The organism is Paenibacillus dauci, from assembly GCF_000971985.1.
GTDB lineage: Bacteria > Bacillota > Bacilli > Paenibacillales > Paenibacillaceae > Saccharibacillus > Saccharibacillus dauci.
In genome coordinates this window covers 214,449-240,902 of sequence record NZ_LAQQ01000005.1, presented here as the reverse complement: position 1 = coordinate 240,902, position 26,454 = coordinate 214,449, and the positions used below count along the sequence as shown (strand labels likewise).

The window sequence follows — 26,454 nt, the reverse complement described above, 5'->3', positions numbered from 1 at the left end:
AGTCGTTATGATGATCGGGAGAGCAGTATGATACAAAAACAAAGACTTGGAGAAATTGAGATTCTGCGTGGCATGGCTTTTGCCGCCGTTGTGCTGCAGCACTCGATCGCTCATTACTCCGTCGTGCCTGAAGTGACGGCGGGAGATGGTGTCAGACTCACATTGATGCTATTAGCGGCCAAATTTGCGGTACCGGCCTTTATCTTTATTACTGGGCTGGTGCTTTTTTATAACTATGACGGGGTGATATCCTACAGCTCTTTTATCCGCAAACGGTTTAAAGATATTATTGTGCCCTATTTATTATGGTCACTACTTTATGCCGGGCTGAATGGAACCTATGCCAGACCGGTTATAGAATGGCTGCCGGATGTTACCCGGTACTGGTATACTGGCAAGTCCAGCTACCATCTATGGTATATTGTCATGATTATACCAATGTATCTGCTGTTTCCTTTTCTGCGTACGATTGTACGAAAAGCGGTACAGTGGACGAGTCAACGGCAATATGCGTTATGGCTACTGCCTTTGATCCTGTTTGCGGGTTATGAGCTGATTTTGTTTTTACGGCCTTGGCTATCGGAATTGGCGGAAGCTTGGCAAATCCCGGTATTGACTCCGTACTTTACTACGTATGCAGACCGGAATATTGTGTACTATCTGTATTATTTCTTTTTGGGAGCGTTAGCCGGTCTACATATTAATAGTTTCCTGGGTATGCTGCAACGGGTCAAATTCCCGGTAATGCTGCTATGCGGGTTATTTGTACTGTATTATACAGGCATGGTTACCGGTGGATTTCCAGCAGACGCCTCTTACGGCAGACGATTTATTGGACTTACGCTACTGCAGCCGTTAATGGCTATATTTCTGACGGCATCTGTGCTGTTGGTATATCAGCTGGCGCTCAGTATTACGCGGTCGGAGAGCAGTAGGCATCGTCAATGGTGGATCATAATCAGCCGGTATTCCTATGGTGGTTATCTGGCACATGCCCTGATGCTCAGAATTACGTATGGAGTAGACGATTGGATCATGGCGGGATGGGATGTAACTGTGCGGACCCTTATTACGGCTCTTATTACTCTGGGGCTGTCCATACTACTCACCTATCTGCTATCGCGTATCCCTTACGGTGCATGGCTCACTGGAATTCCATACCGGAAAGTTCCCAAATCAACCTAGATGGATCAAAGACCTGTTCGCTGATGAACAGGTCTTTTTGTTACCTTTACTTAACTTTTCAAAGTAGTGAAAGTTTCATATAATAGAACAAGTGGAATAATTTGTTCCACTGCGATAAATGTACAGGCAACTATGGAAAGGAGCAGAGTGATATGGCATTTATGATCGCCCAGCGCGCCTTTATCAAATTATATCTGATTACGATGGTGGAAGAGCACCGTGGCTATGGCTACGAGATGCTGGAGAACATGAAGGAACGCTTCAAATCATTCGGCTATTCTCCACCACAAAGCGAAATTTATCGTGCACTGCATGAACTGGTGCATGAAGGCGTTTTTTATCGGACCAAGCAGTTAAAAGGGAATGATCCGAAGGTTGATTTTCAGGAAATTGTTATTTATCATTTTACAGACGATGGCCGTGAAAAAGCCAAACTCTACAAAAAGCAGGTCAAAACCGATCTTGATCGTTGTATAGGGATGCTGACCAAAGCGGAAGCGGATAACTATAACTGACAAGCTGCATGGTAATTAAGCTGTGCGGCCGATAGACTGCCTATTGTCCCTGCAGGGATTGCGTCGATAATCTACAGAAGCGAAGCAATTGCTGCAGAGCTTGATGGCAGTAGATAAATGAATACAGATTTTTGGAGAGTCAAATGGTGCAGACAGGTGTATTGCTCTATATTATAGAAGAAATCTAATCTTCAGCAGAAATCGGGGATCGGGTTTCGTTCAGGATGGACGTATATCCGGCAAGCAGGCAGACCGAATCTGAAGCGAAGGGAAGGAATACAGCCATGACTGAACGTAAATTAAAGTGGGGAATCATCAGCACTGCGGAAATTGCTGTAAGCGCTATTATACCTGCTCTCAAAGAATCACATCGCAATGAAATACTGGCGATCTCCAGTCGTGACGCAGAAGTTGCCAAACATGTAGCGGCGCACTGCGAAATTCCCAGATCGTATGGCAGTTACGAGGCATTGCTGACAGATCCTGATATTGATGCAGTTTATATTCCACTGCCCAATCATCTGCACAAAGAATGGACAATCAGAGCGGCAGAAGCAGGCAAGCATGTATTATGCGAAAAGCCTGCTGCGCTTGATGCAGCAGATGCTGCCGAGATGGTTGACCGCTGTCGCAAAGCAGGTGTTACATTTGCTGAGGGATTTATGTACCGTTATCATCCCAAGCATAATCGGGTGAGGGAAATTATTCAATCCGGAGAAATTGGTGTACTACGCAGTATGCATGGGCGTTTTACTTCAAGCAATGCAGATGATCTGGATAATGTACGGTACCAGCGGGCTATGGGTGGAGGCTCGTTATATGATCTGGGAGTCTATCCGGTATCTGCAGCCCGTATGTACTTTGGGGCTGAGCCTACAGCGGTAACCGTACATGCCATGTTCTCGGCCAAGCATGATCATGTGGATATGATGGCTTCGGGATTAATGGAATTTCCGGATGCAAGATCGGCTACTTTTGAATGCGGGATGTGGGCGTATTCGAGCTGTGCGCTGGAGATCATTGGGACCAAGGGAAGAATCAAGCTGCCTTATGCATTTCGTCGTGATGATATTCATGGAGAACCGCAGATTACTATCTATACCGATGAAGGCAAACGAGAAGAGTATATTGAACCTGCTAATCATTTTGCACTTCAAATGGATGCTTTTGCTGCTTCCGTGCTCGATGGAACGCCATTACCCTACAGTCCCGAAGATGCGGTGCGCAATACCAGAGTCATTGCTGCCTGTCTGGAATCGGCACGCAAAGGTGAAAAAGTTCGTATTGTCTAAGCGCAGTCCGCGATATAGTAGCAGAAGAAAGGTCACAGGATCAAGTTAGATTCAGGTCCTGTATTGCCTTTGGCGAATAAGCAAAATTATGCTACACTCATTAATAGTTGGTTTATTTATTAATTAGTAAATGAAAATATTAACAATGCTTGCAGTTGCATAGACGGAGTATCCATTACATATCGAATTCTCTGTCTATGTCATTTTGATTTGACCACAAAGGAGACTTTCATTATGTCCAATCATTCCAGTGCTTATGAACAATCTTATCAGGGAGAACCTGCTGTGTGGCTGAAATATGGTCCTTATGAAGCAGCTGTGCTACCAGGAGTAGGAGCAAATCTGATTGCTTATCGCGATACGGTCAAAGGATATAATTTCCTGCGCGAGCCTAAAGAGGCTGAAATGGAAGAGTTCCGCTCCAGTCCCGGCACGCATGGTATTCCGGTACTGTTCCCGCCAAACCGTTATGAAGACGGTACATTTACATGGAACGGCCGCAGATACAGCTTCCCTATTAATGAAGAAGCAACCAATAATCATCTGCATGGCTTCCTGCATACGATTGTATGGGATGTGGTGTCCTATGATGCGAATGAGTATTACAGTACTGTCTGTCTGAGCGTGAGTATTGATGATTCCCATCCAGTCTATCAATACTGGCCGCACCAGTTCACGGTAAAATTGCAGTACACGTTGTCGGAAGATGGACTGCAGCAGCAGGTGACCGTACGTAATGAAGGCAATGATCCGATGCCGATGATGCTGGCATTCCATACAGCGATCAATGCACCATTTGCACCGGAAAGTACTGCAGACGATGTGACGTTCCGCGCTACCTATGGAGAGCGCCGTCAGATGACCGAGCGTATGCTGCCTACAGGTGAGTTTCAGCCGCTGTCTTCTTGGGAAGAGCAGCTCAAAGCAGAAGGTGCCAATCCTTATGGCGAAGTGATGGACAACCACTATACTGCTGTTCCTCAAAATGGACGCAACTATGCCGAGATTATCGACAATCGTCTTGGGGAGAAGCTGGTCTATGATGTAGGTACAGGTTACAAACACTGGATGATCTGGAATAGCGAAGCTTCAGGTACATTCCTCTGTCCCGAGCCGCAGACCAATCTGGTCAATGCACCGAATGTAGATTTGCCGGATGAAGAAAAAGGATTCTTCAGCCTGAAGCAGGGAGAGATCTGGGAAGAAACATCCAGACTGTATCTGATCCAGAAGTGATTAAGCGTGTAGTTATAGACTGTATCTGATTCAAAGTGATTTAGCGCGTAGTTATTTTTGGCTACAAATATTCATCCAAGCAAGTCAATAAGCTGTAAATCCACAGCATGAGCAGGCACGATGCATACTACGGGTTAATAATCTGTAGAAGCATTGTGTCTGTTTGTTTTGAGTAAAGTGTGATCGATCCACAAGAAGTTTGATGCGCCAGATCGTAATAATTTTGGATAAACATATTGACAATGCTGACATACGAGGAGTAAAGTAAGTCAGGTGGTATTCGTAACGGTTACGATAAGAACGAAAGGAGGGCTAATCTTGTTATTGGCTTCCATGCAGGATATAGTGTTTGGCTATGACCGGGAACCGGTGGTTAATCGGTTGTCGATGGAAATATATAGTAATGAATTTATGGCACTTAGCGGACCCAATGGTGCTGCGAAAACAACATCGTTGAAGTTGCTGCTCGGTATATTGAAGCCCTGGAGCGGACGGGTACAGATTAACCGTAATGACAAAGGCAAACGTCCGGTAATCGGTTATGTGCCTCAGCAGGTTGCATCATTTAATAGTGGATTCCCGAGTACGGTATTTGAGTTGGTACGTTCCGGCTGTTATATGAGATTGGGCCTGTTCAAGCGATTTGGTGATAAACAGGAAGCACTGGTGCGTTCCTCGCTCGAAGCAGTAGGTATGTGGGAACTGCGCGATCGCAAAATCGGTGAACTGTCCGGTGGGCAGAAACAGCGTGTATGTATTGCACGTGCACTGGCACAGGAGCCTGATGTACTGATTCTGGATGAGCCGACAACCGGGATGGATCTGGAGAGTCGCAAAGGATTCTACGAATTGATGCGTCATCATGTAAAACAACATGGACGTACAGTAGTAATGGTAACCCATGGGCTGGAAGAAGCAGAGCCTTATCTGGATCGTATGATCCGTCTGGAACGAGAGGAGGGTGGAGGATGGGCATGTTTGACTACGAGTTCATGCAGCGCGCGTTTTGGGCCGGAGGAATGATTGCTGTCATCGCTCCGCTGCTCGGTATTTATCTGGTTCTGCGCAGGCAGATTCTGATGGCAGATACGCTGTCTCATGTCTCGCTGGCAGGTGTAGCGATCGGGGCTATTCTGGGCATTAATCCTTCGGTGGGAGGATTTGTAATTGCGGTTGCCGGTGCGCTGGTTATAGAGCGACTGCGGCAGAATTTCCGTGGTTATGGGGAAGTATCTATTGCTGTTATTATGACCGGTGGTCTGGCACTGGCACTGGTGCTGATGAGTATGGATTCCGGGCTGAATCGTAGCTTCAGTTCCTATCTGTTTGGCTCGATTGTAGCAGTGAGCACGACCCAGCTGTGGATTATTGGTACGGTGTTCCTGCTGGTACTGATTTATTGGGCAGTGATGAGACGGCCACTGTACAATATTACGTTTGATGAAGAGACTGCGCAGATTGGCGGTACGCATGTACGCTGGTTATCCCAGACTTTCTCGGTACTGACCGGGATGACTGTAGCAGCAGCCATGCCGATTGTCGGCGTGCTGCTCGTATCGGCACTGATGGCACTGCCTGCGGCTCTTGCTCTTCGTTTTGCCAGAGGATTCACTTCCGCGCTAATCATGGCGGTTAGCATTGGTCTGATCGGCATGTTCGGCGGACTGACCACTTCTTATTATGTCAACACGCCTCCGGGAGCAACGGTAGCACTGCTGCTGCTGGCTTTCCTGCTGATAGGTATGGGAGTTCAGCGCATCGTATATCGCATTCGCCGGGACAAAGACCCTGGCTATGTCGTTGATGTGGATAGCCGTCGTTTCTGGCAACGTCAGAGCCGCAGCTCCCAGAAAAGCAATGTCAAAACAGAAGTATTGAACAAAAACTAATATAACCACTTAATAGGGATATCCATTGTACTGAATATCATCAAGCAAGCAGTCATCAACGAGTATGAATCTTTTGCAAATATAGATAAAGATCATGTTTGGGTACAGTAGATGGAGTGGGGAGGAGAAGTACTGAAATGAAATGGAACAAGCGTAATTGGTTGTCATTGCCTGCGGTGGTCGTATTGGGAATGAGCACAGTGCTCGCAGGATGTGGAAACAGCAGTCCGTCTGCAACAGGTACAACTGCCGGCGAAGGCAGTACGGACAAGCTTCATATTGTAACCAGTTTCTATCCTATGCAGGAATTCACTTCCAAAGTTGCCGGCGATCTGGCAGATGTACAGGTACTGATTCCACCTGGAACCGAACCGCATGACTGGGAGCCTACTCCGCAGGATATTGCCAAAATTACCGATGCCGATATGCTCGTCTACAATGGTGCCGGTCTTGAATCGTGGATGACTCAGGTGCAGGATGCTGTGGGTACCAATGGACCGAAAATGGTAGAAGCCAGCAAAGGTATACAAGTGATGGATGGGTACCATGAAGAGGAAGAGCACGAAGGCGAAGAAGCTCATGCTGCAGAAGAAGGCCATGATCACGATCATGGCGGTTTTGATCCGCATGTATGGCTGTCTCCGCAGCAGGCACAGACCGAGGTTCGTAATATCGAGTCTTCACTGAGTGAACTGGCACCGGATCATGCTGCAGATTTCAAGAAAAATGCAGATGCCTATCTGGCAGAATTGCAAAAGCTCGATACCGATTACAAGACGGACCTGTCCAATACCAAACGTAAAGACTTTATTACCCAGCATACCGCATTTGGTTATCTGGCACGTGATTATGGTCTGACCCAGGTCGGTATAAGCGGACTGTCTCCGGAAGAAGAGCCTACAGCTGCCAAGATGGCAGAAGTAGTTGATTTTGCCAAGAGTAATAATGTGAAAACCATCTTCTTCGAAACGCTGGTATCTTCCAAAGTAGCCGACACCATTGCGAATGAAGTAGGTGCACAAACAGCTGTACTGAATCCGTTAGAAGGATTGACCAGTGAACAGGAAGCAGCTGGAGAGAATTATATTTCAGTTATGCGTGAAAATCTGGCGGCTCTGACAAAAGCGCTCAACGAATAATTTGGATCATCCGGCAGTTGGCTGCAAGGCAGCTTCGGATCTTTGTAAAGCATCCTTACCACCAAGGTAATGGATGCTTTTTTATATCCCTTTTTGTATAAATGAATAGAAACTGCAATATATATTGTATACATACTTTTGTTATGACAACGATTGACTTTGTAAATAAGTTCATATAAAATAGTAAGTAAGAACTGACGGGTTTTATGAGTACCGTCAGGTTTTATGGGGTATATTAGAAAATAGGAGATGCACGATTATGGTAGAGGACCGAAAGAAAACGATCCTGTATGCAGGAAGCCAGTTATTCGCAGAAAAAGGCTATTTTGCAACAACTGTTCAGGATATTGCCGAGCAGTGCAATATGTCCAAGGCTTCCATTTATAAATTATTTCAGTCCAAAGAAGACATATTGCTTCAGATCGTAAGCACGCTGCACGAAGAGATTGTACAGGCAAGCAGTACGCTTCATTTTGAAGATAACGTGCCGCCGCGGGAACAGCTGGTTCAGAAACTGGTTGTTCAGTTGCGTGAATTTATAGTCAGACACAACTTTTTTATTAACCTGAACCAAAATGTGCCGATGGAATTGGGAAGTCAGATACGAAATGTGATGCTGAACTTCAAACGAACGATGATCAGCTGGCAAAAGGAAGCTCTTGTCCAGGCATTTGGTACCGAAATCGAACCGATTGTATGGGATTTGGCGGTAGCTATGCAGGGGATGCTGAGAGAGTTTGTCTTTTTGTCCCATGTAGATCGCAAAACCAAGCTCGACCTGGAAGCACTGGCTGCCTTTATTGTAGAGAGCATGGAAGCGGTGATCCATCAGCGTATGGGCAAGGAACCGGTCGTTAATACGGAGCTGGCTACCCATCTGAATCTGTATGATCCCGAGGTCGGACGCAAATATTTTGGTGAAAGTGAGTGGCGCAAATCGGTACGCGAGCTAACCCTGGCTGTACATCAGCGTTCACCGGAGCATATACGTGCCGATCTGCTGGCAGCCGTAGAGCGGCTGGATGTCGAACGCCGCAAAAAAGTACCACAGGCATTCATGATGGATGCACTGATCGCCTATCTTCGGCAGCGTGAAGAATTGAGTGAAGAGGTCTCCTATCTTCAACATGTCTATTTTGCAAATTGGGAGGAAGAGAAACATGGGTAATGCTGTAGCACAACAGCCACAACCAAAAGTGAATATCAAGCTCATTGTCGGCATTATGCTGGCAGGTGCGTTTGTGGCGATACTGAACCAGACACTACTGGTGACGGCGCTGCCGCATATTATGAAGGATCTGAATATTGATGCCACAGCTGCACAATGGCTTACGACGATTTTTATGCTGGTGAACGGGATTATGATTCCGGTCACTGCTTATTTGATTGACAAATTTAATACACGAGCTTTGTTTATTACTTCGATTGGATTATTTGCACTGGGTACGCTGATTGCGGCCATATCGCCCAACTTCGGCACCTTGCTCGTTGGACGGGTCGTACAGGCTGCCGGAGCGGGGATTATTATGCCGCTAATGCAGACCGTATTTCTGGTTATTTTCCCCAAAGAAAGCCGCGGGGCAGCCATGGGGATGATTGGTCTGGTCATTTCGTTCGCACCAGCGATTGGTCCGACATTATCCGGCTGGATTGTGGATACCTTCTCCTGGCGCGATCTGTTTTACATTATTCTGCCGATTGCCCTGATCGATCTGGTGATCGCTATCTTTGCTCTCAAAAATGTAGGGCAGCTGCGTGATCCCAAACTGGATGTCCCTTCGGTTATTCTGTCTACACTTGGATTTGGTGGACTGCTATACGGATTTAGTACGGCTTCCAAAGGCTGGGCAGATCCGGTGGTCATTGTTACGATCGCTGTCGGTGTCGTCAGTCTGATTCTGTTTGTGACACGCCAGTTCAAGCTGAAGCAGCCGCTGCTGGAGTTCCGTGTATTCCAGAATCGACTGTTTACCATTTCGATGATTATTACAGTGATTGTATTTACGGCGATGATCGGTGCATCGACACTGCTGCCGCTGTATATTCAAAATGCACGTCATCTGACAGCCATGCAGTCCGGTCTGATCGTTCTGCCGGGTGCCATACTAATGGGGATTATGTCACCCATTACAGGGCGAATCTTTGATAAATTCGGTGCCAAGCGTATTGGGATTATCGGTCTGTTGATGCTGACGATTGGTACGATTCCATTCGCTTTCCTGACAGACCAGACGCCGGTTCCATTTATCGTAATTATGTTCGCCCTGCGGATGTTCGGTCTATCGATGGTGATGATGCCGGTAACAACAGCCGGTCTGAATCAGCTGCCGGTGCATCTATTGTCACACGCATCGGCGATGAACAATACCCTCCGTCAGGTAGGGGGATCGATCGGTACAGCGGTATTAATCACCATTTATACGAATGCTTCGATCTCGGCGACTTCTGCTGGTCAGGGAGCAGATCTGTCACTGATACACGGTACGAATATGGCGTTCCTGGTCGCTTCGGCACTGTCGGTACTGGCGCTGATCATGATGTTCTTCCTCAAAGAACCACCGCGCGCAGATGCAAGACCCAAAGAGCAGGCTGCCGAAGCTTCTGGCAAACATGCCAAGCCTGCATCCCAGTCCTGAATGTAAATAAATTGTATGCAGGTATACACAATAATGTATGACATCAGGTCTTGTTAGTTAAAGGAATGAACCCCTTTGCTGACAGACCTGTTTTTGTATGAAAATGAAAAATTTGTACCTGCTTAAGTGCTCCAAATTGCTTTATTTTATAAAAATAAATATATGTATTAAAATAACTTGTGAAAAATATAATTGTTTACTATAATATATATTGTTACTTTTAATAATAGCTTTTGAGCAGTAGAAAAGCTTCATCCATTACACATATTAGATAGGAGAGAGAAACCTTGAATCCAAAATATAATGCTTTGTTTGAACCATTTACACTGAATGATGGTATTCAGCTGAAAAACCGTCTGGTGCTGGCACCGATGACTCACTCTTCTTCCAACCCGGATGAGACTGTATCTGATGCAGAACTGGAATACTATGCAAGCCGTACAGCAGGTGTAGGTCTGGCAATTACTGCAGTTGCACACGTAACTCCGGGTGGTAAAGGATTTGCCAACCAGTTCCGTGCTGTAGGCGAAGAGTTCACTCCAGGACTGACACGTCTGGCTGAAACACTGAAAAAGAATGGTGCCAAAGCAGTACTGCAGATTTTCCATGCAGGTCGTCTGGCTCCAGCTGAGCTGGTAGATGGCGACGTAACTGCACCAAGCGCAGTGCCAAGCGAGCGCGGTGACGGTGGTCAGGGTCCTACTCCACGTGAGCTGACTGGCCAGGAAATCGAAGATATTATCAAAGATTTCGGTAAAGCAACAGCAAATGCTATTGCGGCAGGCTTTGACGGCGTGGAAATCCACGGCGCTAATGGCTACCTGATTCAGCAGTTCTTCTCCCCGCACTCCAACCGTCGTGAAGACAAATGGGGCGGCGATGTGCATCAGCGTCTGGCATTCCCACTGGCCGTTGTAGATGAAGTTCAGCGTGTTGTCAAAGAACAAGCGAAAGGTCCATTCATCGTTGGCTATCGCTTCTCGCCAGAAGAACCGGAAACTCCGGGAATCACAATGGCAGATACTCTGGTACTGATCGATGCACTGGCTGACAAAAACCTCAGCTATCTTCACACTTCCCTGATGGAGTATACTTCTGTACCACGTCGTGGTGTAGAAGATACACGCTCCCGTCTGGAAATCATCCAGGAACGTGTAGGTGCCAAAGTTCCGGTAATCGGTGTAGGCTCCGTGAAAACACCTGATGATGCAGCAGCGGTACTGGCAACAGGTGCTCCACTGGTAGCATTGGGCCGTCAGCTGATTGTAGATCCAACATGGGTTGAAAAAGTAGAATCCGGTCGCGAAGACGAGATTCTGTACACTATTAGCAAAAACGATCAAAAAGCGCTGATACTGCCAGATCCACTCTGGAATATGGTTATTAATATTCCAGGCTGGTTCCCTATCGTAGAAGCACAAGAATCTGCGAAGTAATATGCATTGAATTTAACACCCCGGCATGTACGCAGACGCGGAAGCCGGGGTGTTTTACATAATGCTGTTGATACAGCAGATATTCCGTCCGAACGTAGGTGACTTATACACGTATACGCGTGCTGAAATGGATATAAAAAGAGGGATATGATGTCATTGTCCGGTAATGAACGAATGAAGCAGAAACTGGCTTACAGTCAAATCAAAAAATATGCAAATCAGCTGGAAGGTGTATCAGGGGTAATGATTATGGATCGTCAATCTGTCGATACGGCCTGGCATGAACAGATGCTGCGTAGTATTTACAGCTATACGCATCGACCTGTACCTACAGCAGTACTGCCTTATCCGGCAGATGCGGATTTTGCCCATATTTGGGTCAAAAGCCAGCTGCAGGAGGCAGGGGTGAACAAGGTCATTCAAGCGGTAGATCCTGCATTTTGGCTGAGTATGACTATTACCGATAAGGACCTTTTTCTAAAAGGATTATGGGAATATCAGGGGAACCGGGATATGACATTGATCCTGTTCCGTCCGGATCGGTTGATTGTGTTCAGTGATAATGAATATGAACTGGAATATTACCATATTGCTGCAGACCAGAAATTGTCGAATACAGGTGATAATCCATCGAAGCAGGTTCCAAAACTGGAAGAATAGATACGCAAAACGGAAAATGCTATAGTAATGTGAACTTCGAATATACGCTATTCCATATAAAACAGCCTGTAGATGCTGCCTTCGGCATCATACAGGCTGTTCGTGCATTATCTTGTAATTAGCTGATCAATCATATTACAACTTGTCCTCAATCCTGTTGTGAATACGTATGACCTGCTGCATCTACATAGACGGACTTAATGAGTGTACGTTTATAAGGCGCGCCAGTGGCTGTTTTACCTTCAACGTCTGTTGTGATTACATAGTTGGAAGCTTGTCCGGAATCAGGAACGGGAAGGCTTTCCTCCACGCTGTTAGCGGACAGGGAACGATGACTTTCGGCTGCTGGAGCTATTCGTTTGCCTTGGGCATCATAATATTCGACTTTGGAAGTAAGTGTCGTCTGCTCGGTATCCAGTCCGTGCGTATTGATGGTCATATCCAGCGATTGACCAGAGAAAGAAGCATTCATATGCGCTTTCTCTGTGCCTGGTGCATAGATTGCAGTCATCAGATAGGCTCCTGATTGATGGCTGACCGCCTGAACCTGCCATTCACCGGCTTCCGGATTCTTTAGCTCAGTCACTTGATGGTAAGCACCTTTGAAGATTTCTTCATCACGGTCTGTGCTGATTTGTACATGACGTACTTTGCCCTGAGGAGAGATCAGACGAAGCTCGTCGATCGGCTGGTTGGTAATCCAGTCCAGAGTGATGGATTTTACATGGTCTTCTACAGTCAGGGTCTCGGTGGCAGTACCCTTATATTCGCCGCCGCGTACATAGTATTGTCCATAATTGGTTGAAGCGGCACTTCCGGCAGCTGTTGATTGCAGGGAAGGCTGGGAAGAAGCGGCCAGACCGGAGCCGGACATATCGACAGTCGGTAAACTTGAGGATGGGGAAGCATATACATCGCCGTAGACGCTGGAACCTACCGAAGCACTGGATAATGCAGCCGCGCGGACACCAGCATTGCCGATGTAGGATTTGAACAGATCAAAAGTGTAGGAACCGGTGCGTACAGTAGCATGATTCCATGGACCCATCTGAATAAGCGTACTATTCGGACGCAGTGCACTCTCGGTCGTAACTACGCCGTCATTGCTGCCAAATAGAGCCAGATAGGCGCCGCCAAAGGTATAGGAGGATTTGCCGGAACCGGACCACTTGTTACCGCTGAGTGTATAAAAAGGCACTTTGTTAACATCGGGGTCTTTGGCCATCTCCGATCGGAAATAGGTCATATTGGAAGTCTGAAGAGAATTGGTACCCGGACTCTGCGAACCAACCAGATCTGCCAGCCATCCAGCCCAGCTGCTGTATGCCAGATCCGCCAGCTGTGAGCCGTGATGAGGGGTACTGAGTGTAATCACGCGATTCACATACGGATAGGCATTATAGCGAACCAGAGCGGATTCGGTATCCACGCCACCCTTACTGTGGGCGACGATAACAATTTTTTTGCCAAAGTACTGACTGATTTCCTTGATCTTGGCGGCGAGCAGTTCGCCGTCTTTCCACATATCTTCCGGTGTACCGGAAATATCATACATATTGATAAAAGCTGTCTGATAACCATTATTGTAGGCGTATTCGTACATATCATTATTCTCGTACCAGACTTTGGCCTGGCTGGTCAGACCATGTACAAACAAAATAACAGGTTTGTCGGCAGAACCATTGGCAGGCGTCTGTCCTGCTGCCCAGGCTCCTGGTGAAGCAGCTACAGCCGGAGTAGCAGGAGCCATAAAGGCCTGAGATGGAAAAGCGGATAGTGCCAGTCCGGTAGCAAGTGTACAGACCAGCAGTTTACGTTGAATAGACATGATATTCCTCCTTGATATGTAATAATTGGAAATATTTTTCCCTTTCCTAATGTAGTAGGCGAGTATTAAAGCTGTTACTTATTTATGTATTTGTTTTGTTTGGCTATAGAGGAAGAATGAATTAAATTTTAACAATTTGAAAATAATGTGAGGTAAATTTCCACGATTTGAGTATAATAAAAATCGTGACTACAATTATGTAGCTGTCTGTACCTCAGCGTGAAAAATACAAAGGGGAACTGCTATCGATAATGGATCTGGATAATAAGACAATAGAGACGTGGATTCGATCAGCAGACATAAGCAGCTAAAAGTATGTTCAAAAAAGTACAAGCGAAACAGAAAGAAGGGGTTAATCACATGAGCAAGATGGAATTACTCCAGAATCCCAAACAGCGCAAGCTGCTGTTCAGTGCGGGATTTAGCTGGATGTTCGATGCAATGGAAGTCGGTATGATTTCCTTTATCGCAGCGGCGCTGGCCAAAAGCTGGAGTCTCAGTCCACAGGAGATTGGGTACCTTACCAGTATTAACTCGGTAGGGATGGCAGTCGGCGCAGTGGCTGCCGGATATCTGGCAGACCGATATGGCCGCAAATCGATTCTGCTGTGGACACTGCTAATCTTCTCGATAGCAAGCGGACTCTCCGCACTCGCTACAGGATTTGGCATGTTGCTGCTGCTTCGCTTCATTGCGGGATTCGGTCTGGGCGGAGAGCTGCCGGTAGCGTCGACACTCGTATCGGAGTCGGTCGCTGTCAAGGATCGGGGACGCGCAGTAGTATTGCTCGAGAGCTTCTGGGCATTTGGCTGGATTATCTCGGCGGTAGTTGCTTATTTTGTCATCGCACGTTATGGATGGCAGTGGGGATTCGTAATTGGAGCGATACCGGCTCTGTATGCGCTGTATCTTCGTCGTGCAATCGATGATTCACCACGCTTTATCAAAGACGGTGCTGGTCGCCAGGCTTCTTTTGGCAGTGGTCTTCGGGAAATATGGAGCAGTCCGCATCGTCGCACCACACTGATGGCTTGGATTCTCTGGTTTACTGTCGTATTTTCTTATTACGGTATGTTCCTCTGGCTACCATCGGTAATGGGGCTCAAAGGATTTACACTGATCAAAAGTTTTGAGTATGTGCTGATTATGACAATCGCGCAGCTGCCAGGCTACTTTACCGCAGCGTATTTTATCGAGAAATTCGGCCGCAAGTTCGTATTGGTCGTCTATCTGGTACTGACGGCGGTAAGTGCAATCTGGTTTGGTTATGCAACCAGCGAACTGTCATTGATTCTGGCAGGTGTGTGTTTGTCATTCTTCAACCTGGGTGCATGGGGCGGATTGTATGCCTATACACCGGAGCTCTATCCGACACGGGTACGTTCGACCGGTACGGGTATGGCTGCAGGATTTGGACGGATTGGCGGCGTGATCGCACCATTTATAGTCGGTATGCTCGTAGGAGACGGTATACCAGTGAGTACAATTTTCACGATTTTCTTCGTGGCAATTCTGATTGGAGCAGCAGCTGTGCTATTCCTAGGCAAGGAAACCAAAGGGCTGGAGCTGGAATAACTGGCTGATTCTATTGCAGATGACTTATAATGGAGATTCGGGTAACTGGACAGTAACCTAATCGTCATTATGGAGGAATCAAGCAATGAATAGTTCATTTTTGTCAGGTACGGATCTGCTGCTCACTTACGAGGAGATTCGCATGGTCAAATCCCGCTATTGCCGGTTGATTGATACCAAGCAGTGGGAAGCACTCAAGGACGTATTTGCCCCGGATGCAGTCGCGGACTTCAGCACGGAAGGCAACCCGATTCCGGTACTGGAAGGACGCGATACGATTGTACGGGTATTCGAGGATCTGGTAGATCCGGCGGTGACGGTGCACCAGGTACATAGTGCGGATATCGAATTACTATCGGCAACAGAAGCCAGAGTGTTGTCCCCGATGGAGGATTATGTGACTTTTCCGGAAGGCAGCGCGCATAAGTCATTTCATGGATATGGATATTATCATGAGACTTTTATACAACTTGAAGGACGTTGGTATATCAAGCATACCCGTCTGGAGCGTCTGCGCCTGGATATTTTGTAAACCGATAGATTAGGGAAAGTTATAGAGGATTGGGATTAGCATAGTGCCGCAAGTCCAGTTAAGATGGATCAAGCTGGTCATAGGATTTGCATGCTACCCGGCAGTCTGCCGATTTCGAACTGTTGATCCAAATCTATCAAAAAACGCTGCGGCTTATGGGCTGCAGCGTTTTTGGCATATTTATGTATAAAAAAACCTATACAACGATGCGGCTAATATAGTTATTTAATCGCTGAACAGTTCACGAAGCAGAGGCTTCGGATTTTCCAGAAAACGCCGGGTAATCTGGTAATGATCGGTATCCTGGTAATTGATTCGCTGTAGCTGATCCTCATCAAAACTGATAATATCGGCTTCCGGATAGCCCATTAGAATCGGAGAATGCGTGGCAATAATAAACTGGCAGCGCGGTGTGAGATCATGAATGATCCGCATCAGAGACAGCTGACGGGCAGGAGAGAGCGCTGCCTCCGGCTCATCCAGCAGATAGATAGCGGATTCCCTTGTACTCATGAACTTATGCTTGAACAAATTAAGGAAAGATTCTCCATGTGACTGCTGATGTAGTGATTTGCCACCGTAATACTTATAGTTGTTCATATCCATCTCGTCAATATGATTGGCAAATTGATAAAAAGATTCTGCCCGCAGAAAAAATCCGTCGGTCAATTTGGGCAGCCAGGAGAGACGAACATGGTCACCGAGCGCCGCTTCAGAGGACTGAACTTCATAACTGTTATGACGTGAACCGCCGGCTGTATGAAATCCGCACTGGTAAGCTACCGCTTCCAGCAGTGTTGATTTGCCCGAACCATTCTCCCCAACGAAAAAAGTAACCGGACTGCGAACCTCCAGCATATCCATACGCTGAATCAGCGGTAGAGAAAAGGGATAAACAGTGTAATCATCGATGTTTTCTTTGAGCAGGGTAATCCTTCGCAAATACATAATACTCCACCTCTCGTTATTGAAATACGTCTATATTGTAAGACAGCCTACTGCCCGATATTCTTACCAAGAGATTTGCACAGAAGTCATAATTCTGGAATAGGCCCAGTATAAAGGAGGGCAAAAACAAAAGCAAAATGCGGTTTCATATCATCTTCATTCACAAATTAGACAAATTTATGAAATCGGTTCACTTTTTGATTGAAAAGTGTTTTATAATGAGTGGGAGCAGGTAAAAAAAGGTAATATGTCCTTATGCCGGGCGTATGTTTTGTTTTCCTGTGTCATGAAGAATACAGATTCAGCAAACTTATACTTTCTTGAAAGGCGGAAGATCTTATGGCAGATGAGAACAAGAAGCAACCGCAATCGAATGATCAAGAAGAAAATGTAACGCTGACTAACCGGCAGGGACACCCTGTCACTGATAATCAAAATGTAAGAACTGTAGGGAACCGGGGTCCTGTTACACTGGAGAACTACAATTTTCTCGAGAAAATAACACACTTCGACCGTGAGCGTGTGCCTGAACGTGTTGTTCATGCCCGTGGAGCGGGAGCGCATGGCGTATTCGAAGCTTATGGAACTGTAGGCGATGAGCCTGTATCCAAATATACCCGCGCCAAACTATTTCAGGAAAAAGGTAAAATCACGCCGGTATTCGTACGTTTCTCCAGCGTTATTCATGGAGGTCATTCTCCGGAGACACTGCGTGATCCGCGCGGATTTGCAACCAAATTCTATACTGAAGATGGCAACTGGGATCTGGTCGGTAACAACCTGAAAATTTTCTTTATCCGTGATCCGCTCAAATTCCCGGATATGGTACATGCCTTTAAGCCGGACCCGATTACAAATGTACAGGATATGGAGCGCTTCCTGGATTTTGTAGCGAATAGTCCGGAGGCTACACATATGATTACTTTCCTGTTCTCCCCATGGGGGATTCCGGCGAATTACCGGATGATGCAGGGATCGGGTGTTAATACGTACAAATGGGTGAATGCCGAAGGGCAAGCGGTATTGGTCAAGTACCACTGGGAACCACTGCAGGGTATTCGCAACCTCAAGCAGGAGGAAGCCAATCAGATTCAGGGGCTCGACTTTAACCACGCGACTGTTGATCTGTATGATGCGATCGAGCGTGGAGAGTATCCGGAATGGGAGCTGTGTGTACAGATCATGAGCGATGATTATCATCCAGAGCTGGATTTTGATCCACTCGATGATACAAAGCTGTGGCCGGAAGATCAATTCCCGTTCCTCAAAGTAGGCAAAATGACGCTCAACCGCAATCCGGAAGATTACTTCAACGAAGTGGAGCAGGCAGCCTTCGGTACAGGTGTACTGGTAGACGGACTGGACTTCTCGGATGATAAAATGCTGCAGGGTCGCACATTCTCCTATTCGGATACCCAGCGTCACCGTATCGGAGCGAACTATCAGCAGCTGCCGATCAATGCACCTAAATCGAGAGTGGCAACCAACCATTCCGGAGGCCAGATGCGTTATCAGACGGATCGTGCGCCGGGTCAGAACCCGCATGTGAATTATGAGCCGTCTTCACTGGGTGGTCTGCAGGAAGCGCCAAAAGCAGGCAAGGATCACGAACCGGAATATTATAATACCCGTCTGATGCGTCAGAAAATCGACCGTCCGAATGACTTTGCGCAGGCTGGCGAGACGTATCGTAACTTTGAAGATTGGGAGCGCGATGAACTGATCAGCAACCTGGGCGGCAATCTGGCCCAGTGTAATGAAGTGATTCAGGAGAAAGTACTCGCCAATATTACAGAAGCCGATGCTGATTATGGAAAGCGTGTCAGAGAAATGATGGAAAAAGTAAAGGCTGACCCGGAAAAAGGAAAGCCAATGCATCGTGCCCATATGGCTGCCAAAAAAGCCGAAGAAAAAGGACACGAGGCCGATCCATACTGATAAACCATTCATTAGGTGGACAATGATTGAATATTCAGATTAATAGCAAATCCCCATATGGTGCATCCTGAACAGGATCATTAGTATGGGGATTTTTTGTGCGGTCTATCCTCTATACAGTCACATTCAGCCATGGATACAGTGCACTTGTAAATGAGTGACACAACGATCATCCTGACTACTTGCAGAAGTTCTGCAATGAGAATCTGCAGGCACGTTTGATTACGGCTGTAATTCGTTTAAATAAATGTCATAGCGATCCTTATACGATAAGTACTATACATTCTAATATGAAGGCGGCGATTATAATGAAAATCATCATTACACAGGAAGAAGCAGTACAAAAAGGAATCTGGAATGAAGTTATGCAGATGTTCGGTGTACAGAATGAAGATGAGACTTATCCGCAAGAGCAGTACATTTTGACAGAAGAACAGGCGCGCAAACTTCAGATCATTTAAGGGAATATCCTAATGTAATACATTCTCGTGCAGGAATTTTAATACTTTAATATAACTGAATGTAATCCATATAAGAGCAAGAGACATCATTTACAAGAAACCTACGAATAAACGGAAGGTACTTGTAAATGATGTCTCTTTTTTGTAGTTCCACTAATATCGACAACAATCGTCATCAAATCTACACGTTCTTTTTGAAACCAAATGTATTTTAAAGGGTAAAAATCAGTAGGGATAACCAGTTGTTATACGATATAAAAAGATATACATAACGACTGGTACAGATACACGCCTTATCGTACATGCAGCAAACGGAAGAACAGATTAGAGACAGTTCTTCACATTTTGAGGATAGGAGTGGTGTGAATGGAATTCTATCAGACAAGTACAGAAGAAGCGCTACAAAAGGTAGATACGACCGAGAAAGGATTGACTTCGGAGCAAGCCCGGCAGCGTCTGGAACGTGATGGGTACAATGAACTCAAGGGCAAAGAACGTACGCCTACCTGGAAGCTGATTGTGGAAAATCTGCGGGACCCGATGGTGGTTGTTTTGTTGATTGCCTCGATTGTACAGATCGTGCTCGGGCATGTGGTTGAAGCGGGAATTATTATTTTCGTACTGATCCTGAATGCGATTATCAGTGTAGTACAGACACGCAAAGCAGAGAGCTCGATTGAAGCATTGCGACAGATGTCCGCCCCGGAAGCCAAGGTACTGCGTGACGGTACGCGCAAATCACTGCCTGCCCGTGAACTGGTTGCTGGTGATATTATTCAGCTGGACGCCGGAGATTTTGTACCGGCAGATGCGCGGCTGCTGACATCAGAGAGTCTCAAGGTAGATGAAGGCATGCTGACCGGTGAATCGGAAGCAGTCGAAAAACATGTTCAGGTAATCGAGGAAGAGTCACCGATTGGAGATCGCAAAAATATGGTATTCAGTGGTGCGCTAATTGTATACGGTCGCGGTACAGCGGTTATTACGGGTACCGGGCTAAATACCGAGATCGGCAAGATTGCCGGCTTGATCGAGAGTGCCGAATCCAAGCAGACACCGCTGCAGCGCAAACTGGAGAGCTTTAGCAAAAAGCTTGGTGTGTTCATTTTACTGCTCTGTATTCTGATCTTTGCAGTAGAAGCTGCTCGTATCTGGTTCTCTACAGATACAGTAGATACGACCGCTGCGATTCTGGAAGCGCTGATGTTCGCAGTTGCTGTAGCAGTGGCCGCCATACCGGAAGCTTTGTCTTCTATTGTCACGATCGTATTATCTGCCGGAACGAACAAAATGGCCCGACAGCATGCAATTATCCGCCGCCTGCCTGCCGTGGAATCACTCGGCTCCACCAGTGTAATCTGTACGGACAAAACCGGTACACTGACCCAGAACAAGATGACCGTTGTCGATTATTACTTGCCGGATGGTAGCCGCGATGACTTCCCGGACAATCCGGCAGAATGGTCGGAGGGAGAGCGCAAGCTGGTTCATATTGCCGTACTCTGCAACGACTCCAATATTGATGAAGAAGGCAAGGAGATGGGCGATCCTACCGAGGTTGCATTGATCGCATTCAGCAAAAAAAAGAATAAAAAGTATACCGAGATCCGCGATAGCTTTCCACGGGAAGCGGAGATTCCTTTTGACTCTGACCGTAAGCTGATGTCTACTGTGCATACTTTTGATCATCAGAAAATGCTGCTGACCAAGGGCGGACCGGATGTACTCATCAGCCGCTGTACCCAGGTACTCCTGGGCGAACAGGTCGTTCCGCTGGATGAAGAGATTCGCCAGCGCCTCTATGAAGCAAACGAGGACTTTTCCAGTCGGGCACTTCGTGTACTCGCTTATGGATATAAGGTGATCCCCGATAATCAGATGACTGTCGGTATAGAAGACGAGCAGGAGCTGATCCTGGTAGGATTGACAGCGATGATCGACCCACCGCGTGAAGCGGTCTATGGTTCGATCGAACAATCCAAACGTGCTGGTATTCGTACCATTATGATTACCGGTGACCATAAAACGACCGCTCAGGCGATTGGCCGTGATATCGGACTGATGGATGAGAATGATATTGCAGTGACCGGTCAGGAACTGGACAAAATGTCGGATGAAGAGCTGGACCGCAATCTGGAAAATATATCGGTCTATGCCCGGGTATCACCGGAGAACAAGATTCGTATCGTACGTGCCTGGCAGAAAAAAGGCAAGATCACCGCAATGACCGGCGATGGCGTAAACGATGCACCTGCGCTCAAGCAGGCAGATATCGGAGTTGCCATGGGCAGCGGAACCGATGTAGCCAAGGATTCGGCAGCGATGATTCTGACGGATGATAACTTTGTCTCGATTGTCAATGCAGTCAGTGTTGGCCGGACCGTATTCGATAATATCAAAAAGTCGATCGCCTATCTGTTTGCAGGCAATCTGGGTGCGATTATCGCGATTATTTTTGCGCTTATTATGGATTGGGTAAATCCGTTCACAGCGATTCAACTGCTATTTATCAATCTAGCGAATGATTCGCTGCCGGCCATCTCACTGGGGATGGAAAAAGAAGAGCCAGGTGTTATGGATCGCAAGCCGCGTGATATCAATGAAGGACTGTTTGCCGGCGGTACGCTGAGAGCCGTTATTACACGGGGAATTATGATTGGTGCAGCAGTTATACTATCCCAGTATATTGGATTGCAGCATTCGCCGGAGATGAGTGTAGCGATGGCCTTTACAACGCTGATCCTGGCACGTACCTTGCAGACCTTTGCTGCTCGTTCCAATGTACAGAGCGCCATAGAAGCAGGATTGTTCAGCAATAAATATGTAATCGGTTCGGTCGTATTATGTTTTGGTCTATATGGTATTACTCTGCTACCGGGTGTACGCGGAATCTTCTCGATTCCGGATAGTTTTGGCTTACAGGAGTGGGCGATTGCTACCGGCCTTGCTGCAGCAGCGCTGGTATTGATGGAATTGGAAAAACTAATCCGTCGTGCCACATCGGGAGACAACAGTGCGCAACCGCACAGATCAGCTTGAATATAAACTGTGTTACAGCCTGAAGGGTAACTATCAATATTGCAGGTATAGCCAAAAAGCGTGTATGACGAAGGATAAACGTCATACACGCTTTTGCATATGTTTTATCGACTATGCCAAAATTGAACGTTTCGCTTAATATAGGCTAATCGTAATGGTGTAGAGAGTAGATTTGTTTATAGGTATTATATCCGCATAATAAAAAGGCAGCACCGATGATTGCGATCGGTACTGCCTGCTTGTATGCATGTATCAAGTTCCTTTAGCGATCCAATACTAATATGGATTACTTGTCGGAATCTTTTTTGTCTTTATCATCGCCGCCCGAGGCAACTGGAGACGGTTTGGATGCCCAATCGTCTGCCTGAGTTTCAGGATTTGCACCTTGTTCCTTCTTGTGCTTCTCCATTAGTGTATCTTCTGAATTTGGATTTTCCATTTTGTTGTCTTCTGTCATGATGCTCTCCTCCTCAGTGAATAATTCACTTTATTTTGTTTAGTATGCTCTGTTCTTCATTACCCGATTGGACAAAAGGGAAACAGGCTAATAGCGAAAAGGTCATATAAACGAATGTAAACAATAGATACAAATGATCTTCAAATGAATATGAAAATAAGGGGTTGACATTATTTTGAAATAAACTTATTATTATCTCATGATTAATAATCTTTAAATTAAGATTTATTATTTAAGGGAAAAGGGGCGGATAAATAATGAACAGATCAACAGCAGGTATTCACCACATTACGGCAATTGTAGGACATCCTCAGGAGAATGTTGATTTTTACGCAGGTGTGCTTGGTTTGCGGATGGTAAAACAAACGGTAAATTTTGACGATCCAGGAACGTATCACTTTTACTTTGGCGATGAAGCCGGTCATCCAGGCACGATTATTACTTTTTTCCCTTGGGCAGGCGCACAGCAGGGTGTGATCGGTGATGGTCAAGTAGGTGTCACTACTTATGTTGTACCGGAGCACGCACTGTCTTTCTGGAAAGCACGTTTGCAGCAATTTCATATTTCGTATCGTGAAGTGGAACGCTTTGGTGAGCAATATTTGACATTTGACGATCCGCACGGTCTGCATCTGGAGATTGTAGAACGCAGCGCCGGTACGAATAGTCAATGGAGCTTTGGCGGCGTAACGACTGAGGTAGCGATCAAAGGATTTGGTGGCGCGACGCTATTTTCCTCTCGTCCTGACCAGACGGCACAGCTGTTGGAACAGGTAATGGGATTGGAACTGATTGCACAGGAAGGCGATTATACGCGTTATCGTTCGACGGCTGATATCGGCAATATTATTGATTTGAAAATGACGACTGGTGTACGCGGCGAAATGGGTGTCGGTACGGTTCACCACATTGCCTGGCGCGCAGTGGATGACAGCGATCAATTGAATTGGCAAAATGAGTTGCATGATCTCGGATACGGCGTAACGGCAGTACGTGACCGCAATTATTTTAACGCCATTTATTTCCGGGAGCATGGAGAGATTCTGTTCGAGATTGCTACCGATCCACCGGGGTTTGTACATGACGAATCGCCAGAAACACTGGGTACCGAATTGAAGCTGCCGGAGCAATATGAACAGCATCGTGCCAAACTGGAACAGATTTTGCTGCCTTTTGAAGTACGGGAGCTGGATCATCATGAATGATTAGGCGCAAACGATAAATGAATAGCATCCAAGCATTTTATAAAAACAGTCGTCACTTATTTTGAGACGACTGTTTTTTTATATGGAGAAGTGATTTTTTAGGTGAATTAAAGAATTTTTATTTATTTAGTATTGGTTAAGCGTTATCAATTTTAAATTTATTTTTGTTTATTTTTGTTTTATATATTTTCAAATAAAAACAGAAGTGATATACTGCAAACAAAGAAACTGCTTTTGGCATCATGTTCCAGAAATATAGTTGGATTCAATGTAACAAATTCAAATAATTTTTTGACGGGCAGCGAATCGCTGGAATATACATAGCGGCACTGCCACGAATACGCAGATCAATGGAGGATGAAGAATGATACCTAATCAATGGAATGTACAGCAGGCGGATGCTATTCATGAAGGTGTGGACAAGCTCGTATACCGTTCCAACCTGATCGGTTCGGATCGCCGTGTATGCAACTGGGGTGGCGGTAATACTTCTACCAAAGGAACGGTACGCGATTTTCGCGGTCGTGAGATTGAAGTCATGTATGTCAAAGGAAGCGGCTCTGATCTCGCATCCATGAAGGCGCAGCATTTTACCGGACTGCGTATGGAGGATATTCGTCCACTGTTTGAGCGTGATGAGATGCCGGACGAAGAGATGGTAGCTTACCTGGCTAACTGCATGATCGATGCCAAAGCGCCGCGGCCTTCTATTGAGACATTGTTGCATGCTTTTCTCCCGTTCAAACATGTGGATCATACACATCCGGATGCGATTATCAGCCTCTGTTGCGCCGATAACGGTAAACAGATTGCCAGCGAAATTTTTGGTGACAAGTTCGTGTGGGTACCTTATATCCGTCCTGGCTTTACCCTTTCCAAAATGATTGCACAGGGTGTACTGGATCATCCGGGTGCCGAACTGGTGCTGATGGAGAAGCATGGTCTGGTCACATGGGGAGAGACGCAGGAAGAATGTTACAACAAAACGATCGAGATTATTAATCAGGCTGCCGAATATATTGCCCGCAAAGCGGAAGAAAAACCGGCATTTGGCGGTGCCAGAGTAGAATCTCTTCCATCAGAAGAGCGCAGACAGCTGATTGCAGGCATTATGCCGGCAGTACGCGGTGCAGTCAGTGACAGCAAGCGAATGATTCTGACGTTTGACGATGCAGACGATGTAATGGAGTTTGTAAATGGAGAGGATGCCGCACGATTATCCCAGGTGGGAGCTGCCTGCCCGGATCATCTGGTACATACCAAAATGACGCCGCTGTTCATCGACTGGACACCATCGGCAGGAGATGCAGAAGGTCTGAAGCACGCAGTTATTCAAGGCATCCATGCGTACAAGGAGCAGTATGAGGCCTACTTTGAACGTAATCGCAACGAAGGCGATATCATGTTCGAACCGGCACCCCGTGTTATTCTGATTCCCGGCATTGGGATGATCAATACCGGCAAGAGTCATGCCATGTCGCTGGTGAGCGGCGCATTGTATCACCGAGCAATTGCTGTGATGGGCGGTGCTACTGCACTGGGACAATTCGTGTCACTCAGCGAATCGGAATCATACAATGTGGAATACTGGCCGCTGGAGCTGTACAAGCTGACTCTGGCACCTGCCGAAGCAGAATTCTCCCGTCAGGTGGCACTGATCACCGGTGGAGCAGGTGGAATCGGCAGTGCAACAGCCCGTCGTCTGGTTCAGGAAGGTGCTCATGTCGTATTGGCCGACCTCAATCTGGAGGGAGCACAAAAAGTAGCAGATGAGATCAATGAACAATATGGAGCAAATCGGGCACTGGCTGTCCAGATGGATGTGACCAAAGAAACAATGGTCAAGGATGCCTATTCCGAAGTAGCACTGGCCTACGGCGGCGTTGATATTATCGTAAATAATGCTGGTCTGGCGACTTCCAGTCCATTTGACGAGACGTCGCTTAAAGAATGGGAACTGAACATGAATGTACTGGGAACCGGTTATTTCCTCGTCGCCCGTGAAGCTTTTAAAATCATGAAAGATCAGGAAATCGGCGGCAGTATGGTATTTATCGGCTCCAAAAACTCCGTCTATGCCGGCAAAAATGTAACCGCCTACAGTTCTGCCAAAGCACTCGAAGCTCATCTGGCCCGCTGTATTGCAACCGAAGGCGGCGAATTTGGGATCCGTGTTAACACCATTCTCCCTGATGCCATTCTGCAGGGGTCGGCAATCTGGAACTCCAACTGGCGTAACGAACGTGCAGCTGCCTATGGTATCGAACCCGATCAGCTGGAAGATCATTACCGCAAACGGACAACACTGCTCGTGAATATTTATCCGGATGATATCGCTGAAGGAGTAGCTTACTTTGCTTCTTCCAAAGCGGCCAAAACAACAGGTTGTATGCTGACGATTGATGGTGGCGTACCGGCAGCATTTACCAGATAATGTTAGAATGAACAGATAGCATAATCAGGGCAAAACTTATGGAGGAGGA

Annotated in this window: 21 protein-coding genes; 18 read left to right on the top strand and 3 right to left on the bottom strand. The window is 46.6% G+C overall.

What is annotated here, in order from left to right; genetic code table 11:
• The first annotated feature begins 27 nt into the window (after positions 1-27).
• The 11 genes from WH46_RS18820 to WH46_RS18770 all read left to right on the top strand — a co-directional run bounded on the left by WH46_RS18820 (position 28) and on the right by WH46_RS18770 (position 11,988).
• Positions 28-1,185 carry an acyltransferase gene (locus tag WH46_RS18820; protein ID WP_046227907.1) on the top strand — a complete coding sequence of 386 codons (1,158 nt, stop codon included), beginning with the start codon at positions 28-30 and terminating at the stop codon, positions 1,183-1,185.
• A 152-nt stretch (positions 1,186-1,337) separates the two neighbouring features.
• The gene (locus WH46_RS18815) at positions 1,338-1,700 is read left to right on the top strand and encodes a replication termination protein (protein ID WP_017813149.1); all 363 of its coding nucleotides are present in this window, start codon (positions 1,338-1,340) and stop codon (positions 1,698-1,700) included.
• A gap of 284 nt (positions 1,701-1,984) precedes the next feature.
• Positions 1,985-2,992 carry a Gfo/Idh/MocA family protein gene (locus tag WH46_RS18810; protein ID WP_017813150.1) on the top strand — a complete coding sequence of 336 codons (1,008 nt, stop codon included), beginning with the start codon at positions 1,985-1,987 and terminating at the stop codon, positions 2,990-2,992.
• 234 nt (positions 2,993-3,226) lie between these two features.
• Positions 3,227-4,228, top strand: coding sequence for an aldose 1-epimerase (locus WH46_RS18805; RefSeq protein ID WP_017813151.1), 1,002 nt, complete (start codon positions 3,227-3,229; stop codon positions 4,226-4,228).
• A gap of 318 nt (positions 4,229-4,546) precedes the next feature.
• Positions 4,547-5,251, top strand: coding sequence for a metal ABC transporter ATP-binding protein (locus WH46_RS18800; RefSeq protein WP_017813152.1), 705 nt, complete (start codon positions 4,547-4,549; stop codon positions 5,249-5,251).
• Positions 5,197-6,117 (top strand): metal ABC transporter permease, encoded by a 921-nt coding sequence (locus tag WH46_RS18795; protein WP_017813153.1) that lies wholly within the window; start codon positions 5,197-5,199, stop codon positions 6,115-6,117. Before WH46_RS18800 ends, WH46_RS18795 begins: the two co-directional genes overlap by 55 nt.
• Before the next feature lie 137 nt (positions 6,118-6,254).
• Positions 6,255-7,256, top strand: a complete 1,002-nt coding sequence (locus tag WH46_RS18790; protein ID WP_046227906.1) for a metal ABC transporter substrate-binding protein — start codon at positions 6,255-6,257, stop codon at positions 7,254-7,256.
• Positions 7,257-7,515: 259 nt separating this feature from the next.
• Positions 7,516-8,424 carry a TetR/AcrR family transcriptional regulator gene (locus tag WH46_RS18785; RefSeq protein WP_046227905.1) on the top strand — a complete coding sequence of 303 codons (909 nt, stop codon included), beginning with the start codon at positions 7,516-7,518 and terminating at the stop codon, positions 8,422-8,424.
• Entirely contained in the window at positions 8,417-9,892 is a 1,476-nt protein-coding gene (locus WH46_RS18780) for an MDR family MFS transporter (RefSeq protein ID WP_046227904.1), read from the top strand. Before WH46_RS18785 ends, WH46_RS18780 begins: the two co-directional genes overlap by 8 nt.
• A gap of 287 nt (positions 9,893-10,179) precedes the next feature.
• Complete coding sequence (locus tag WH46_RS18775; protein WP_017813157.1) at positions 10,180-11,328, top strand: NADH-dependent flavin oxidoreductase; 1,149 nt, start codon at positions 10,180-10,182, stop codon at positions 11,326-11,328.
• 147 nt (positions 11,329-11,475) lie between these two features.
• Positions 11,476-11,988 (top strand): hypothetical protein, encoded by a 513-nt coding sequence (locus WH46_RS18770; protein ID WP_156172312.1) that lies wholly within the window; start codon positions 11,476-11,478, stop codon positions 11,986-11,988.
• Between the two features lie 148 nt (positions 11,989-12,136).
• On the opposite strand, the gene WH46_RS18765 is transcribed toward WH46_RS18770, so the two are convergent.
• On the bottom strand, positions 12,137-13,816 hold the full coding sequence (locus WH46_RS18765; protein WP_046227902.1) for an esterase/lipase family protein: 1,680 nt from the start codon (positions 13,814-13,816) through the stop codon (positions 12,137-12,139).
• 360 nt (positions 13,817-14,176) lie between these two features.
• On the opposite strand from WH46_RS18765, the gene WH46_RS18760 reads away from it, so the two are divergent.
• Both WH46_RS18760 and WH46_RS18755 read left to right on the top strand, forming a co-directional pair.
• Positions 14,177-15,391 (top strand): MFS transporter, encoded by a 1,215-nt coding sequence (locus WH46_RS18760; RefSeq protein ID WP_046227901.1) that lies wholly within the window; start codon positions 14,177-14,179, stop codon positions 15,389-15,391.
• Positions 15,392-15,476: 85 nt separating this feature from the next.
• Positions 15,477-15,923, top strand: a complete 447-nt coding sequence (locus WH46_RS18755) for a nuclear transport factor 2 family protein (protein WP_046227900.1) — start codon at positions 15,477-15,479, stop codon at positions 15,921-15,923.
• A gap of 225 nt (positions 15,924-16,148) precedes the next feature.
• Here the strand turns inward: WH46_RS18755 and WH46_RS18750 are convergent, their stop codons facing one another.
• Positions 16,149-16,871, bottom strand: a complete 723-nt coding sequence (locus WH46_RS18750; RefSeq protein ID WP_046227899.1) for an AAA family ATPase — start codon at positions 16,869-16,871, stop codon at positions 16,149-16,151.
• Between the two features lie 339 nt (positions 16,872-17,210).
• Between WH46_RS18750 and WH46_RS18745 the strand changes: the two genes are divergently transcribed.
• From WH46_RS18745 to WH46_RS18740, 3 genes are all read left to right on the top strand, one after another.
• Positions 17,211-18,809 carry a catalase gene (locus WH46_RS18745; RefSeq protein ID WP_046227898.1) on the top strand — a complete coding sequence of 533 codons (1,599 nt, stop codon included), beginning with the start codon at positions 17,211-17,213 and terminating at the stop codon, positions 18,807-18,809.
• 308 nt (positions 18,810-19,117) lie between these two features.
• Positions 19,118-19,270 carry a hypothetical protein gene (locus tag WH46_RS24285; RefSeq protein WP_017813164.1) on the top strand — a complete coding sequence of 51 codons (153 nt, stop codon included), beginning with the start codon at positions 19,118-19,120 and terminating at the stop codon, positions 19,268-19,270.
• Between the two features lie 366 nt (positions 19,271-19,636).
• Entirely contained in the window at positions 19,637-22,309 is a 2,673-nt protein-coding gene (locus WH46_RS18740) for a cation-translocating P-type ATPase (protein ID WP_046227897.1), read from the top strand.
• A gap of 286 nt (positions 22,310-22,595) precedes the next feature.
• On the opposite strand, the gene WH46_RS24280 is transcribed toward WH46_RS18740, so the two are convergent.
• Positions 22,596-22,766, bottom strand: coding sequence for a hypothetical protein (locus tag WH46_RS24280; protein WP_197088293.1), 171 nt, complete (start codon positions 22,764-22,766; stop codon positions 22,596-22,598).
• A gap of 257 nt (positions 22,767-23,023) precedes the next feature.
• Here WH46_RS24280 and WH46_RS18735 point away from each other — a divergent pair, with 257 nt between their 5' ends.
• Both WH46_RS18735 and WH46_RS18730 read left to right on the top strand, forming a co-directional pair.
• Positions 23,024-23,971 carry a ring-cleaving dioxygenase gene (locus WH46_RS18735; protein WP_046227896.1) on the top strand — a complete coding sequence of 316 codons (948 nt, stop codon included), beginning with the start codon at positions 23,024-23,026 and terminating at the stop codon, positions 23,969-23,971.
• A 364-nt stretch (positions 23,972-24,335) separates the two neighbouring features.
• Entirely contained in the window at positions 24,336-26,405 is a 2,070-nt protein-coding gene (locus WH46_RS18730; RefSeq protein WP_046227895.1) for a bifunctional rhamnulose-1-phosphate aldolase/short-chain dehydrogenase, read from the top strand.
• Positions 26,406-26,454: the final 49 nt, after the last annotated feature.